The sequence below is a fragment of the Dysgonomonas sp. genome, assembly GCF_035323175.1.
Classification (GTDB): domain Bacteria; phylum Bacteroidota; class Bacteroidia; order Bacteroidales; family Dysgonomonadaceae; genus Dysgonomonas.
Genome location: NZ_DAOKYH010000002.1, coordinates 225,661 through 241,779, shown reverse-complemented (window position 1 = coordinate 241,779; position 16,119 = coordinate 225,661). Strand labels below are relative to the sequence as shown.

General features: G+C 36.4%; 16 protein-coding genes. 15 read left to right on the top strand and 1 reads right to left on the bottom strand.

The features are described 5' to 3' along the window. Window positions 1–13: 13 nt before the first annotated feature. Window positions 14–1,345, bottom strand: coding sequence for a PhoH family protein (locus PKC55_RS04110; protein ID WP_291130222.1), 1,332 nt, complete (start codon window positions 1,343–1,345; stop codon window positions 14–16). A gap of 152 nt (window positions 1,346–1,497) precedes the next feature. Here PKC55_RS04110 and kdsA point away from each other — a divergent pair, with 152 nt between their 5' ends. From kdsA to PKC55_RS04035, 15 genes are all read left to right on the top strand, one after another. Beyond that, window positions 1,498–2,292 (top strand): 3-deoxy-8-phosphooctulonate synthase, encoded by a 795-nt coding sequence (kdsA, locus tag PKC55_RS04105; protein ID WP_324371976.1) that lies wholly within the window; start codon window positions 1,498–1,500, stop codon window positions 2,290–2,292. After that, window positions 2,293–3,003 (top strand): 2-phosphosulfolactate phosphatase, encoded by a 711-nt coding sequence (locus PKC55_RS04100; RefSeq protein ID WP_291126536.1) that lies wholly within the window; start codon window positions 2,293–2,295, stop codon window positions 3,001–3,003. It abuts the gene before it with no gap. 7 nt (window positions 3,004–3,010) lie between these two features. Then, entirely contained in the window at window positions 3,011–3,376 is a 366-nt protein-coding gene (locus tag PKC55_RS04095) for a YraN family protein (RefSeq protein WP_135103906.1), read from the top strand. Between the two features lie 75 nt (window positions 3,377–3,451). Further along, window positions 3,452–3,823 carry an MmcQ/YjbR family DNA-binding protein gene (locus PKC55_RS04090; protein WP_283686353.1) on the top strand — a complete coding sequence of 124 codons (372 nt, stop codon included), beginning with the start codon at window positions 3,452–3,454 and terminating at the stop codon, window positions 3,821–3,823. Next, entirely contained in the window at window positions 3,820–4,560 is a 741-nt protein-coding gene (locus PKC55_RS04085; protein ID WP_291126534.1) for a biotin--[acetyl-CoA-carboxylase] ligase, read from the top strand. Before PKC55_RS04090 ends, PKC55_RS04085 begins: the two co-directional genes overlap by 4 nt. 14 nt (window positions 4,561–4,574) lie before the next feature. Next, window positions 4,575–6,911, top strand: coding sequence for a glycoside hydrolase family 3 N-terminal domain-containing protein (locus PKC55_RS04080; RefSeq protein WP_291126531.1), 2,337 nt, complete (start codon window positions 4,575–4,577; stop codon window positions 6,909–6,911). A 157-nt stretch (window positions 6,912–7,068) separates the two neighbouring features. Then, window positions 7,069–7,524: an arginine repressor gene (argR, locus tag PKC55_RS04075; protein WP_291126529.1), complete on the top strand. Its 456-nt coding sequence runs from the start codon at window positions 7,069–7,071 to the stop codon at window positions 7,522–7,524. Window positions 7,525–7,570: 46 nt separating this feature from the next. Next, on the top strand, window positions 7,571–8,173 hold the full coding sequence (locus PKC55_RS04070; protein WP_291126540.1) for a GNAT family N-acetyltransferase: 603 nt from the start codon (window positions 7,571–7,573) through the stop codon (window positions 8,171–8,173). After that, window positions 8,170–9,369 carry an argininosuccinate synthase gene (locus PKC55_RS04065; RefSeq protein ID WP_135103912.1) on the top strand — a complete coding sequence of 400 codons (1,200 nt, stop codon included), beginning with the start codon at window positions 8,170–8,172 and terminating at the stop codon, window positions 9,367–9,369. The genes PKC55_RS04070 and PKC55_RS04065 overlap by 4 nt, the downstream gene beginning before the upstream one ends. Window positions 9,370–9,411: 42 nt before the next feature. Next, a complete protein-coding gene (locus PKC55_RS04060) occupies window positions 9,412–9,786 on the top strand; it encodes a GxxExxY protein (RefSeq protein ID WP_283686359.1) in 375 nt (124 codons plus the stop codon). A 46-nt stretch (window positions 9,787–9,832) separates the two neighbouring features. Beyond that, entirely contained in the window at window positions 9,833–10,801 is a 969-nt protein-coding gene (gene argC / locus PKC55_RS04055) for an N-acetyl-gamma-glutamyl-phosphate reductase (protein WP_291030508.1), read from the top strand. Window positions 10,802–10,910: 109 nt separating this feature from the next. Next, a complete protein-coding gene (locus tag PKC55_RS04050; protein ID WP_283686361.1) occupies window positions 10,911–12,041 on the top strand; it encodes a glycosyltransferase family 4 protein in 1,131 nt (376 codons plus the stop codon). Window positions 12,042–12,270: 229 nt separating this feature from the next. Continuing rightward, complete coding sequence (locus tag PKC55_RS04045) at window positions 12,271–13,626, top strand: MutS-related protein (protein ID WP_291126526.1); 1,356 nt, start codon at window positions 12,271–12,273, stop codon at window positions 13,624–13,626. An 11-nt stretch (window positions 13,627–13,637) separates the two neighbouring features. Continuing rightward, a complete protein-coding gene (locus PKC55_RS04040; protein WP_291126525.1) occupies window positions 13,638–14,975 on the top strand; it encodes a MutS-related protein in 1,338 nt (445 codons plus the stop codon). Between the two features lie 14 nt (window positions 14,976–14,989). Then, window positions 14,990–16,111 (top strand): aspartate aminotransferase family protein, encoded by a 1,122-nt coding sequence (locus PKC55_RS04035; protein WP_291030500.1) that lies wholly within the window; start codon window positions 14,990–14,992, stop codon window positions 16,109–16,111. The last annotated feature ends 8 nt before the right edge of the window (window positions 16,112–16,119 follow it).

Below are 16,119 nucleotides of genomic sequence, written 5' to 3'. Positions count from 1 at the left end.
TTTTAGATTGTTATTACAATAATATACTTGCTATCTCAGACAGCTTACTTCTTTCTCCTTTTATCAGATTGACATGTGCGAAAATATCTTGTCCTGTCATTTTATCTATCATGTAAGCCAACCCATTCGACTGAGCATCAAGATAAGGAGAGTCGATCTGTTGTAAATCTCCAGCAAAAATCATTTTCGTTCCTTCACCTGCACGGGTTATAATGGTTTTTATTTCGTGAGGTGTCAGGTTTTGAGCTTCATCGATAATACAGATCATCTCTGATAAACTTCGTCCACGGATATAAGCCAATGCTTCTATCTCAAGCTTCTTACTTGCCTGCATCGCTTCTATATTCTTGTACTCAGCACCACCGTAAGGAATGTGATTTTTTATTACAGATAAATTGTCGAAAAGAGGCTGCATATAAGGTGTTATTTTTTGTTTTTCGTCACCGGGTAAGAATCCCAATTCTTTGTTCCCTAATGCAACGATCGGGCGGGCGAGGAGTATCTGGTCAAAGTTCTCACTTTGTTTCAAAGCTGAAGCTAAGGCGAGTAACGTTTTTCCTGTTCCCGCTTTTCCTGTAAGCGCTACTAATTTTATTTCGGGATCGGTCAGCACCTCCATTGCAAATGTTTGTTCCGCATTTCGAGGTTGTATGCCGTAACAAATCTGCTTGTCTATTTTCTTTATCTTTTTAGTAAACGGATTGTATCTGGAAAGCACACTTTTTTTACCATTCTTCATCACGAAACACTCATTCGCATTAACCGAAGTTTCCAGATTAAACTGATCGAGATCAACGCCGTTCGGATTTGCATATAGTTCATCGATAACCGAAGACTCCATATCCTTGAATGTTTTGTGCTGTCTTTCAAATAAAAAGATATCAGGAACTTTGTCATTTATATAATCTTCTGCCAGAAGCCCGATTGCGCGAGCCTTCATTCGCAGGTTTATATCTTTGGTTACCAGTATGGTTTTTGTTTTGCTGTCGCGCTCCGAGATGTCAAGAACAGATGATAATATACGATGGTCGGGTATTCTCTCCGGAAATATCTCAGTTATCCTTTCTTGAGATTTTATACTTGTATCAATAAAGAGATTGCCTAAACCGTTGCCTAAAGATATTCCTTTCGTAAATAAGTTGTCGTCTGTTATTGCATCGAGCTGGCGGAGAAATTCGCGGGCATTATAATTAATCTGATCATTCCCTTTTTTGAACTTGTCCAGTTCTTCCAAAACTACAATGGGAATATATATGTCATTTTCTTCAAAATTATCTAAGCACCTGAAATCATGTAGTATTACATTTGTATCCAATACAAAGTTTTTCTTTTTGGCTTTTCCCATAATTATCATGTTTTTTTATATAACAATAAAAATAGCTTAATTCCTTTAATATTGCTAATAAATAATATCAATGACAAACCTAAAATTTCTGAAAATGGCAGAATGTTTGTACCTTTGAAGACTATTTTATCTAGTAATCAAACAAATAAAAAATGAATATAGAGAACTTAAAAAATGATAATTTTTTCTTGCTGGCAGGACCATGTGTTATCGAGGGAGAAGAAATGGCATTTCGTATTGCAGAAAAAGTTAAAACTATAACAGATAGACTAAATATTCCCTATGTATTTAAGGGTTCCTATAAGAAAGCAAATCGATCTCGTGTAGATTCTTTCACCGGAATTGGAGACGAAAAGGCTTTAAAGATACTTCGTAAGGTAGGTGAGACTTTTGGTATTCCTACCGTAACGGATATTCACGAAACTCATGAGGCTGCAATGGCCGCAGAATATGTTGATGTTTTGCAGATTCCGGCATTTCTTTGCCGTCAGACTGACTTGCTCATCGCAGCTGCCAAGACAGGTAAAATAGTAAACATAAAGAAAGGTCAGTTTCTGGCTCCGAATGGAATGCAGTTTGCAGCGCAGAAAGTATTGGATTCGGGAAATAAGAATGTAATCCTTACCGATCGTGGTACATCTTTTGGCTATTCTGATCTTGTGGTAGACTTTCGAGGAATACCTGAAATGAAAGAATTTGGTTTTCCTGTCGTATTGGATGCAACACACTGCCTGCAAAAGCCGAATCAGGCTTCAGGTGTAACAGGGGGGCAACCAAAATTGATAGAAACAATGTGTAAAGCGGGTATTGCTACAGGGGTAGATGGATTATTTATAGAAACACACTTCGATACAGCAAATGCATTGTCGGACGGAGCTAATATGCTTCCGCTAGACCAGCTTGAAGGACTTATGGAGAAATTAGTAAGAATAAAAGCTGCGCTATAGATGAAAGTTGATGTTTGTTTTTCTCCTGCTTTGTATCCTTACTATGCCGACAGCAATAACTATATTGTAGTAGTGGTTGATATATTCAGGGCTACTACAACCATGTTTGCTGCCCTGAAAAATGGAGCTAAGTGTATTATTCCGGTAGCTTCTATCGAAGAAGCTCAACAATATAAAGCTAAAGGATACTTGGTTGGTGCAGAGCGGAATGTGAAACGTTGTGATTTTGCTGACTTTGGAAACTCACCGTTTGACTATACAGAGGACAAGGTAGAGGGTAAAGAAATTGTGTTTACAACGACAAACGGAACTCAGGCAATCGAAGCCGCTGCAAATGCAGATATTTTGACTATCGGAGCTTTTTCGAATATAAGTGCATTGACTGATTTTTGCATACAAAAGCAAAAATATGTAATGATACTCTGTGCGGGGTGGAACAATCGTTTTAATATTGAAGATACATTATTTGGCGGAGCTTTAGCCGATAGGTTGATGGCAAAAGGATATACGTCTGCTTCAGATGCCACGCAGGTTGCTTTATCGATGTGGCAAGAGGCAAAGTCTGATTTAAGAGGCTATATAAATCGTACCGAACATATCAAGCGGCTTGAAGCGAATAACTTGCAAGATTCTGTTGAATACTGCTTAACTGTGGATACGGCAAATCTCGTTCCTTTGTATGATAATGTAAATAAAGTTTTAAAGCTTTAAGTAGTCTATGGCTGAGCATAATGATCTTGGGAAAAAAGGTGAGGAGGCAGCAGTTAATCTTCTTAAACAAAAGGGGTACAAGATCATTGAGCAAAATTGGACTTATGAGAAATACGAAATAGATATTATTGCTCGAAACGAAGAGTTTATTATTTTTGTAGAAGTAAAGACAAGAAGTAGTAATTATTGGGGACATCCCGAAGACGCAGTATCGAAACGGAAAATAAAAAGGATTGTAGAGGCGGCAGATTTCTATTTGAAGGAGTTTAATATAGATTTACCGGCCCGCTTTGATGTTATTGCAGCAATTTGGACAGGACAAAAGTTCGAAATAGACCATATAGATGATGCATTTTTTGCGCCTATAAACTGATACCTCATTATTTGCGATCATCTGTATAAATTTAAGAAAATCTTATTTGAAGAACAAGATCTAATAAATCAGAAAATGAATATAGAAGAAGCGCGCGAAGCCTGTATTGCTATAAAAGGAGCGACAGAGACATTTCCTTTTGGGGAGGATGTCTTAGTTTACAAGATCATGGATAAGATGTATGCTTATATGGCGTTGGATAGTAAAGATGGAGAATTTTGGCTTAACCTCAAGTGTGATCCGGAGAAAGCTATCGAGCTGCGTGAACAGTATACGGGAATAAAACCCGGATTTCATTCTAATAAAAAATATTGGAATACAATTGTTCTTGATAGCGATGTGCCTGATAAACTTATTAAAGAATTGATTCTTCACTCAGTAGACGAAGTAATAAAGAAACTCCCCAAAGTAAAACAAACAGAATATAATAACTTACCAAATAGTTGAAGACTGTGCCTGAGATAATTCACATTAGTGAGACTAACTCGACTAATAATTATTTAAAAGAACTACTCCAGACACAGAATGTTGATGAAGGTACTGTCGTTTGGGCAGATTTTCAGTCGGCAGGGAAAGGTCAGCGAGGGAATGGCTGGGAGTCTGAAGCGGGAAAAAATATTCTTTTTAGTATTGTCTTGTTCCCTGGCTTTATAAAAGCGGGAGAGCAATTTATACTATCACAGATTGTATCTCTAGCCGTAGCAAATTGTCTGCAAGAATATACAGAGGGTATATCTATAAAATGGCCTAACGATATCTATTGGAATGAAAAGAAAATATGTGGTATCCTATTAGAAAACACTATTCTCGAAGATAATATAGGTCATTCTGTTGCGGGTATTGGCATTAATATCAATCAGGAAAATTTCAGAAGCGAAGCTCCGAATCCTGTATCTCTGAAACAGATAACTAACAGACACTATAATCTTGAGGAAATACTAAAGACTGTTGTTGATAATATCAATGCGTACTACCAGCAAATAAAAATTGGCAAGACCGATTCTCTGATAAAACAATATAAAGAATCTCTTTTCAGGAAAGATGGTTATCATCTATACAATGATGGACTATCGAATTTCCTTGCCCGAATACAAGATGTTGATTCTTCGGGAATCCTTATTTTAAAAACGAAAGAAGGTGAAGAAAGACATTTTGCCTTTAAAGAAGTTAAATATATCATATAAGAACACATATACTTATGAATTATTTTAAATTAAGCATTATTGCTCTCTTTCTATTTCAAACAATAAGTGCTCAACAAGCGTATAAGTACAAAAATCCAAAGCTGTCAAGCGAAGAGCGTACTGTCGATCTTATCAGTCACATGACTTTGGAGGAAAAAGTAGGTCAATTGCTTTGTCCTCTCGGGTGGGAGATGTATGAACGGAACGGAGATCAGGTGACACACTCTAAAAAGTTTGAAGAGTATGTTCAACAGCGTCATATAGGTATGCTCTGGGCTACTTTTAGGGCAGACCCATGGACTAAAAAAACATTAGAAAACGGATTGAGTCCGAAGTTGGCAGCTAAAGCGGGTAATGCTTTACAGCGCTATATAATGGAGAATACACGCTTGGGCATTCCTATTTTCCTAGCTGAAGAGTGTCCTCATGGGCATATGGCGATTGGTACTACTGTTTTCCCTACAGCAATAGGACAAGCGGCAACATGGAACCCTAGTCTTATCCAACAAATGAGTGCGGTAATATCCAAAGAAGCACGTTCTCAGGGTTCGCATATCGGATATGGTCCCGTGTTAGATTTGGCAAGAGAAGCCAGATGGTCTCGTGTGGAAGAAACGTATGGAGAAGATCCTGTATTGATCTCTAAAATGGGAGAAGCCTTTGTGACAGGTTTTGGTAGTGGAGATTTGAGCAAACCATACAGTTTAATCTCTACTTTAAAGCATTTTGTAGCTTATGGAATCCCCGATGGTGGACATAATGGTAATAGCAATAGTGTGGGAATGCGCGACTTGAAAGAAAACTATTTACCTCCATTCGAAAAAGCTGTCAAAGCAGGCGCTTTGTCTGTGATGACTGCTTACAACTCTGTAGATGGTATTCCTTGTACATCGAATGAATATTTGCTAAAGGATGTACTATGCAAAGATTGGGGTTTTAAAGGCTTTACTGTGTCAGATTTGGGTAGTATCGAAGGATTGAGAGGTAGTCATTATGTTGTATCAACGATACAGGAAGCTGCTATATTATCCTTAACGTCAGGACTTGATTGCGACTTGGGAGGTAATGCTTTCTTTACATTATCTGACGCCGTAAAAAAAGGCATGGTTAGTGAAACTCAGATTGACTTGGCTGTATATAAAATACTGAAATTGAAATTCGATATGGGACTTTTCGAAAATCCATATGTCGATGAAAACAATGCACAACAGGTTGTTAGAACACAAGAAAATATGGCATTGGCAAGGCAAGTAGCAAGAGAGTCGATTGTATTACTCGAAAACAAAAATAATGTCTTACCTCTTAATAAGAGTAAAATAAAGAAAATTGCTGTGATAGGTCCTAATGCTGATAATGTATACAATCAGTTAGGCGATTATACAGCACCACAGGATGATAGCAATGTTAAGACTGTTTTGGATGGCATCAGATCTAAACTCAAACAATCGCAAATAGAATATGTGAAAGGCTGTGCTATCAGAGATACACTGAATACTGAGATAGATAAGGCTGTGCAAGCCGCCCTAAGATCAGATGTGGCTGTAGTTGTGGTTGGAGGTTCTAGTGCACGTGATTTTAAAACAAAATATATAGAAACAGGTGCTGCTGTTGCTGATGAGCATAGTATAAGCGATATGGAGAGTGGCGAAGGCTTTGATAGAGTTAGTTTAGACCTTATGGGAAAACAATTAGAGCTATTAAAGGCTATAAAAGCCATCGGCAAACCTTTTGTCGTGGTGTATATTCAAGGGCGTCCGCTGAATATGAACTGGGCGTCAGAAAATGCAGATGCGTTACTATCTGCTTGGTATCCCGGACAAGAAGGCGGCAATGCGATAGCTGATGTTCTGTTTGGTGAATATAACCCTGCGGGACGCTTACCAATGTCGGTAGCCAAATCGGTAGGGCAATTGCCTGTATATTATAATCACAGGAATCCGACAAGCCATGATTATGTGGAGATGACTAGCAAGCCATTGTATAGTTTCGGTTATGGGCTTAGCTTTACCAGTTTCGAATACAGCAATTTGAAGATTAATAAGAGCAATTCAGGTGTTGAAGTTACGCTAGAACTTCGAAATTCCGGAAATTTTGACGGTGACGAAGTTGTTCAGCTATACCTCAGAAATAATAGGGCTTCTGTTGTGCAGCCCATTATGCAGTTGAAAGCCTTTGAAAGAGTCAATTTGAAGAAAGGTGAAACTAAAACGATTAAACTTATATTGACAAAGGACGACTTTTCTATTATAGATAAGAAAATGAATAGAGTTGTTGAGTCGAACGGAGACTTTACTTTTATGGTAGGTAGTTCTTCTGATAATATTAAATTACAAGAGAAAATATCATTATAAAGATAAGTTTCTAAGATATAAAGCATAGCAAATCAAATTTGATGAAGACTGTAGTATATTGCTACAGTCTTTTTTATTTATATATTTTATACATTAAAAATTTCAAATATGCAATATAATGTATATTTTTGCATCTTGTTTGTATATTTATACATGTATGACTAAAAGATTCAGACACAAAATAATAAAAGAAGTGCTTCAGACTAATGAAATAAATAGTCAGGATATGCTGCTTAAGATACTTACAGAAAAGGGCTTTGAGCTTACTCAGGCTACGCTATCGCGCGATATCAAAGAATTGAAAATAGTTAAAGCACCGACATCGAAAGGTAAATATACATATCAGTTATCAGAAGCGAAGGTTACGACTACGGAAGAATCTCCGCTTTCATCCTTTGGGTTTGTAGGGATAGAATTCTCAGGACAACTGGCTATAATCAAAACCCGCCCCGGATATGCAATGGCGATAGCAGGTGAAATAGACAATAAAGCTTCAAAATATATTTTGGGTACAGTGGCCGGTGATGATACCATCCTGATTATACCAAAAGAAAATGTGAGCCGAGAGGAAGTGATAGCTTCACTATCTACCTTTATTCCAAACATTGAATAGATCAACTAAAATGAACAATATAGAAGAACTTGTGTTAGACAAAAAAATGGAGGCGCAACAACAACTCACCATACAAATAGCCGGAGAAGAGCATCTTGGCTATGTGCAAACAATATTAGATACTATAGAAGCTGCTGCAAAAGTTCGTGGTACAGGAATTGCAAAACGCTCACCTGAATATTTGGAACTTAAAATAAAAGAAGGCAAAGCAATTATAGCCCTTATCGGGCAAGAATTTGCAGGTTTCTGTTATATCGAATCGTGGGGAAATAAACAATATGTTGCTAACTCGGGACTTATTGTTGTTGAGAAATTCAGACAACATGGCTTAGCTAAAAAAATCAAGCAACATGCTTTTTCGCTGGCCAGAGCGATGTTTCCTGATGCAAAGGTATTTGGTTTGACCTCGGGAGCAGCAGTAATGAAAATAAATACCGAACTTGGTTATGTGCCTGTGTCATTTGCTCAGCTGACGGATGATGACGCTTTCTGGCGTGGTTGTCAAGGTTGTGTAAATTACGATGTGCTTACTCGTACCGAGCGTAAATACTGTATTTGTACAGCGATGCTTTTCGATCCGGAGAAGCAAAAGGACAAGAAAGAAATAAAAACAATCATAAAAGACCTAAAAAAGCAATTGAAGAAATGAAAAAGAAAGTCGTTTTAGCATTCAGTGGGGGATTAGATACATCGTTTTGCGCTAAATATTTATCTGCTGATCTTGGATATGAGGTATATACAGCAATTGCAAACACGGGTGGATTTACTGCTGACGAACTTAAGGTTATAGAGCAAAAGGCTTATAAACTAGGTGCTGCAAAACATGTTAGTCTTGATATAACACAAGAGTATTATGAGAAGAGCATCAAATATATGATCTTTGGCAATGTGTTGCGTAATGGTACATACCCTATATCTGTTAGTTCGGAGCGTATTTTTCAGGCAATTGCTATTATTAACTATGCAAAAGAAATAGGTGCTGACGCTGTCGCTCATGGAAGTACTGGTGCCGGTAATGATCAGGTTCGTTTCGACTTGACTTTTGATGTGCTTGCACCGGGTATCGAAATAATTACTCCAACTCGTGACCTCTTATTGACCCGTGAATATGAAATCAATTATCTGAAAGAGCATGGGTATGAAGCTGACTTCACAAAAATGGAGTATTCTATCAACAAAGGTCTTTGGGGTACAAGTATCGGTGGGAAAGAAACATTGAAATCGAATCAAACTCTTCCAGAGGAAGCATATCCTTCTCAATTGAAAAAGCAAGACTCGGAAATGCTGACTATTGACTTTGAAGAAGGTGAAATAGCTGCTGTTAACGGTGAAAAATATACTGATAAAGTAAAGGCGATACAGAAAATTGAAGAAATTGCTTCCGCTTACGCTATAGGTCGCGATATGCATATAGGTGATACTATTATAGGTATTAAGGGACGTGTGGGTTTTGAAGCCGCTGCACCTATTGTTATCATCAATGCTCATAAAATGCTGGAAAAACATACGCTAACCAAGTGGCAACAATATTGGAAAGATCAGGTAGGTAATTGGTATGGAATGTTTTTACATGAAGCGCAATACCTAGAGCCTGTGATGCGAGATATAGAAGCTATGCTCGAAAGTTCGCAGCGCAATGTCTCAGGTCGTGTTATCATAGAACTGAAACCTTATCATTATACGCTTGTAGGGGTTGAAAGTGATTTTGACTTGATGAAGGCTGACTTTGGTGAATATGGCGAAATGAATAAAGCATGGACTTCCGACGATGCCAAAGGATTTACCAAAATATACGCTATGACAAATAAAATATATCATAGTGTGCAGAAGAAAAACGGAAAATAAATTAGTATTAAACACAGAGTAAAAAGAGTAGAAAAGAGTTTTATGTTTAAAGAGCAGGAATTAACAGGTAAAATATTGAAATGTGCATATAATGTGCACTCTACTTTAGGACCTGGATTGCTCGAAAGAGTATATGAAGAATGTCTCTTTTATGAAATGATAGAAAGCAATTTACTCGTAACACGTCAGGAAGAAATGCCAATAGAATATAAAGGCATTGAAATAGAGGCTGGATACAGAATAGATTTGCTTGTTGAAAATAAAATTATTATAGAATTGAAGGCTGTTGCAGAGTTACAGCCGATTCATACTGCTCAATTATTTACATATTTGAAACTATCAGGATGTAAAATCGGATATTTGATTAATTTTAATGTTAAATCTTTGAGAGACGGAATAAAACGATATTCAATATAAACTCTTTTCTACTCTTTTTACTCTGTGTTTCAATAAAAATAGAACAATGATAAAAGCAGGAATAATAGGTGGAGCAGGCTATACAGCCGGAGAACTGATAAGGATATTACTCAATCATCCACAGGTAGAACTTGTATTCGTAAATAGTACAAGTAATGCAGGGAATAAGCTGACAGATGTACATGGAGGTCTGTTGGGAGAAACAGATATGAGTTTCACCGATCAATTACCCTATAACAAGATTGATGTTTTATTCTTCTGCACAGCACATGGCGATACTAAGAAGTTCTTGGATGCGAATGATATCCCCGATCACCTGAAAATAATTGACCTTTCTACAGATTATCGACATAAAGCAGTAGGAAATAAGTTTATTTATGGTCTTCCTGAGTTGAATAAAGAAGAAATCAAGCAGTCTTCCTATGTGGCTAATCCGGGATGTTTTGCAACAGCTATACAGTTAGGATTGTTACCTTTGGCAAAAGCAAATAAGCTGACTGCTGAGATTCATGTGAATGCTATTACAGGATCTACCGGGGCAGGGGTGAAGCCTTCTGCTACATCTCATTTCAGTTGGCGTGAAAACAATATATCAGTTTATAAAGCTTTCGAACATCAGCATCTGACGGAAATCAAACAGTCGCTAAATCAGTTACAGGTAAATTTTGGTGAAGATATTAATTTTATCCCTGTGCGTGGAAACTTCACGAGAGGTATTTTTGTATCTACCTATATCAATTACGACGGTACAATAGAGGATGCAGAGAAATTGTATAAAGATTATTACAAGGATAGCCCGTTTACGATTATATCGGATAAGAATATCGATTTAAAACAAGTTGTAAATACAAATAAATGTGTTTTACATCTTGAGAAACATGGTAATAAACTGCTTATTCTTTCATGTATCGACAATTTAGTAAAAGGAGCTTCCGGTCAGGCAGTGCATAATATGAATCTGATTTTTGGTTTGGAAGAAACTATAGGGTTGAATTTGAAAGCATCTGCTTTTTAGTTAAGATTCTTTTCCTTGTCAAGCTTAGTTTTTAACGAAGCATATCCTATTATAACTAAAAAGAGATTCTTTTGAATAATATCTTTATCTTTACTTAAAAGAAAGAGTTATGAACATAACCTATGTAACAAACTTTCCATCCACAGACATAAAGCATTGGTCGGGCACTGTGCATTTTATGGCAACAAATCTAGCTAAATACTCCAATCTGGATTATATAACAGGTTTGCAGGAAGATTGGACATTCTCGCTGAAGGTGAAGAATAAGTTATATGGGCAAAACAAAATATATCGTGCAGACCGGTCACCCGAATTCGGAAGGAGTTATGCAAGGCAGATCTCAGAACAACTGAATCCGACTACAGATATATTATTTTCTCACAGCTCTACTCTTATGTCTTATCTGAAAACAAATAAGCATAAGGTTATATATACTGATGCTACGTTTGCTTCGATGATAAATTACTATGACTATTTTACAAATCTTAGTCAGCAGTATATTAAAGAAGGAAATCAGATGGAGCAATTATCATTAGACTCAAGTAGTTTGGCTATTTATAGTTCTCAGTGGGCTGCTGATAGTGCAATCAAAGATTATAATGCGGATAGGGATAAAGTAAGGATTGTACCCTTTGGTGCAAATATCTCTACTCAGAAAATATCTTTAGAGGAGATAAAAGATATACTTAAAAAAAGAAGTACAGATGTTTGTAAGATTCTTTTCCTAGGTGTTGACTGGTTTCGCAAAGGTGGTGATATTGCTATCGATGCTGTTAGGTATTTGAATGAAGAACTACTTCAATCAGCCGAATTACATATTGTAGGTATCGATGATTTGTCGGTAGAAAACTTACCACCTTATATAATCAATCATGGGCGTATAAGTAAAGCTACTCCCGAAGGGATGAAAAAGGTAGAAGATTTAATTTTACAAAGCCATTTTCTTTTTATCCCATCACGGGCAGATTGTACACCGATTGTTTTTTCTGAAGCGATGTCGTATGCTGTTCCGTGTGTATCGGCTGCAACAGGAGGAATTCCTTCTATCGTGAATGATACGAATGGGATAATCCTAAGCCCCCAAGTAGAACCTAAAGAGTATGCGCAACAGATATATAAAACATTCGAGGATAAAAGCTATTATAATGAGTTGGCTCTGTCGGCTTACCATGACTTCGAATCCCGATTAAATTGGGATACAGCAATGAAGACCATTGTAGGTTATATGAAAGAATTGTAAGGATTATATTCCGCTTATAAGATTATCTATTATAGAAGTTTTTTAAGGATAAAGTAACAATAAAGAGTATACTGATAAGTGTTACTTTTACGTACGTTTCGCTCCTGTGACCGTTGGTTGTCACCTTTTAATAGAAAGTCAGAGTTCTTAAAATAAAAAACTATAAGGTTTATGGAAAAAGGTTCTACTGTATATCTATTTTGTATAGAACCGATAAAACCTTATAATCATGAAATATATGAAATTTGAAGTAGATAGTCAGACAAAAAAAGATCTAGAAATCTTTGAAACAGTCAAAGAAGGATTGTCTGTTGTTGGTTTATTTAATCATACACAATGCATTGGAGGTAAGAAAAAGTTATACGAGTATCTTGCAAATCCTTTGGCTGACTATAAGCAGATCACGGAAAGAAAGGAGACGATTGCCTTTTTTCATAAGCATTTCCCGAATGGTCTGAACCTGGATAAGGATGCTTTGGATTTTACTGAATACTATCTACGGCAGCCCGATTATCCGACACGGATGCCTTCTTGGTTTACGGCTATAGAGAAAATGATTGCGGACAAAATAAGTACAAGCAGTAATGAATACTACCTTGCCGAAAAAGGAGTTACTTCGACTGTAGACCTCCTAAAGAATATATATGAGTTTTCTATTATCTTGTCAGACAAACTTAAAGAAGCTGATGCTCCTGTATTCTTAGTGAAGAATAACGAAATTGTTCTGGAACTTTTCCAAAAAGAGGCATATAAAGAGATAAAGGATATGAAGAAATACAAGTCTTATGATATAATGAGGCTCGATTATATGTTTCGCTACACCGATAAGAAACATATACATTTCTTCCTAGACCTTGTACATGAATATGATGCCTTGTTTGCGGTGGCAAAAGCGGCTGCTAAATATCATTTGCAATACCCTGAAATATTACCTGAAACAGAGACTGTACTTGACTTGGAAGGGCTATTTCATCCTTTTGTAGAGAATGCTATCTCGAATGATGTGCATTTCGACAACCAGTCGAATCTATTATTCATATCGGGACCTAATATGGCGGGTAAGTCAACATTCCTAAAAGCGCTAGGTGTGGCTGTATACTTGGCACACGCAGGTTTTCCTGTTCCTGCCGGTAAAATGAAAATCGGTATTTTGTCCGGATTAAGTACAACTATAAATATTTCGGATAATCTGAGTACAGGCTATAGCCATTTCTATGCCGAAGTAATGAGGATCAAGGATCTGGCTCATCGGCTGGAAGCAAATAACAGAATATTGGTTCTATTCGACGAGCTTTTTAGAGGAACAAATGTGAAGGATGCTTACGATGGAACAGTAGCCGTTGTTTCTGCCTTTGCTAAAATTAGAACCTCATTTTTTGTTATATCAACCCATATTGTAGAAGCGGCAAGAGAGTTGGAATCAAAAGCTAATATTCAGTTCAGTTACTTTGATATAAAGGAAGAGGACGGGCATCCGGTTTATACCTATAAATTGAAAGAGGGAGTATCGGATGTAAGACTTGGGATGTACATAATAAACAAAGAGGGTGTGATAGATTTGATAAATAATATAAATTGTACATAAAAATAGATTGAATGGAATTTAAAATTGATAGTCAGACATTAAAGGATCTTGAACTTTTTGAAACAGTAAAGGGAGGAAAGTCTGTATTCAATTTATTCAATCTTACCCGTTGTTTAGGTGGTAAAAATAAGCTTTATGATTTCCTGAGATATCCTCTTTGTGACTATCTTGAGATAAACGAAAGAAAAGAGGCAATATCTTTCTTTAGTTCGAATCAGGTAAAAGAAGAATTGGAAATAGATAAAAATTCTCTTGATTTCGTAGAGCATTATTTAATACAAGAGAATTATCCGACAACGCCACCATCCAAATTGGGTGCTATAGAGAAAAAGTTTATTAATAAATTAAACCCTAAGAATGAATATTATATAGTTGAAAGAGGTGTTGATTATACTATCGATATGATAAACATAATATATCGTTTTTCTAAAATCTTGACACAAAAAGAGTGTCCGACCTTAATAAAAAGAAATAATGATAAAGTTCTGGCTTTGTTCTCTGAGACAGAATATTCAGAGATACTAAAGATCAAAAGCCTCGAAAAGATTGATAGTTATAGTACTGCAAAGTATGATTACATATTTCGCTATACGCATAAAGAACGAATTCGTTTTTTACTTCATCTTATATATGAATATGATGCATTTATAGCAGTAGCAAAGGTCGCTAATAAGTATAAATTCTCTTATTCAAATATATTGCCATCGGGTCAAAATAGAATGCAAATAAGTGGATTATTTCATCCCTTTGTAGAGAATTCTGTAAAGAATGATGTAGGGTTTGAATCAGAAAAGAATATACTTTTTGTAACAGGACCTAATATGGCAGGTAAATCTACGTTCTTGAAATCTTTAGGCGTTGCTGTATATTTGGCTCATGCAGGTTTTCCTGTACCTGCTGAAAAAATGGATATTAGTGTTCTAACAGGGCTATATACAACTATAAATATAGCAGATAGTCTAAATTCGGGCTATAGTCATTTCTATTCAGAGGTGTTGAGGGTAAAATATGTGGCGAACGAATTGAAAGAAAACAGAGCATTGGTTATATTTGATGAGTTATTTAGAGGTACTAATGTAAAAGATGCTTATGATGGAACTTTGGCTGTTGTTGAAGCATTAACTGAGGTGAAGAATTCGTTCTTTGCGGTATCCTCTCATATTGTAGAAGCAGCTTATAAATTGAATGACATATCGAACATACAATTTGCTTATTTAGAAATTATAAAGCGAGATAATATTCCCGAATATACCTATAAACTAAAAGAAGGGATTTCTGAAAACAGACTTGGAATGTATATACTTCAGCAAGAGAAATTGATAGAGACAATAAAAGAAATAAATAACTAATTAATATATACAAAATGAAATTATTTGATGTGTTCCCATTGTTTGATATTAACATAGTGAAAGGTAATGGATGCTATGTATATGATGACAAGGGAAATGAATACTTGGATTTGTATGGCGGGCATGCTGTGATATCCGTAGGACATACTCATCCGTACTATGTAGAAAAGCTAACAGATCAATTGAATAAGCTTGGGTTTTATTCAAACTCTGTTATAAACAAATTACAACAGGAGGTTGCTCAAAAACTTGGAGAACAATGTGGTTATCCCGATTATTTTTTATTTCTGATAAATTCGGGTGCAGAAGCAAATGAAAATGCCATAAAGCTTGCTTCCTTCCATAATGGACGAAAAAAGGTGTTAGCTTTTGCGAAAGCGTTTCATGGGCGCACTTCAGCTACAGTTGCGGCTACAGATATTCCGGCATATTCAGCTCCTGTGAATATGAATCCGAACTATGTGTTTGCTCCATTTAATGATATTGAATTTATAAAGAAAGAGCTTGCTACTAAAGAATATTCATCTGTTTTGATTGAAGGTATTCAGGGTGTTGCAGGAATACAAGTTCCTGAGGACAGCTTTTTAAAGCAGCTTCGTGATGTTTGTACCGAGACAGGAACGATCCTTATATTGGACGAAATACAATCGGGATATGGGCGTAGTGGTAAGTTTTTCGCTCACCAGTATGCAGATATACAAGCTGATATTATAACTGTAGCTAAAGGTATCGGTAATGGTTTCCCTATGGCAGGCGTGCTCATCAATCCGATGTTTAAGGCTGTATATGGTCAGCTTGGTACTACCTTTGGTGGAAATCATTTGGCTTGTGCTGCTGCTATTGCAGTATTGGATATTATGAAAGAAGAGAGGCTGGTCGAGAATGCTTACAATGTTGGTGAATACCTGATGCAAGAGTTGAAAAAGATTCCTCAGATAAAAGAAGTTCGTGGACGAGGATTGATGATTGGGATGGAATTTAACGAACCTATTAAAGAGAAACGTTCGAAGCTTCTTTTCGAAGAGAAAGTATTTACAGGAGCTACAGGAACTCATGTGTTCCGCTTATTGCCTCCTCTTTGTTTGACTATCGATCAGGCAAATATATTCCTCGAAAGATTTAAGAAAGTAATATAATGAAAAGT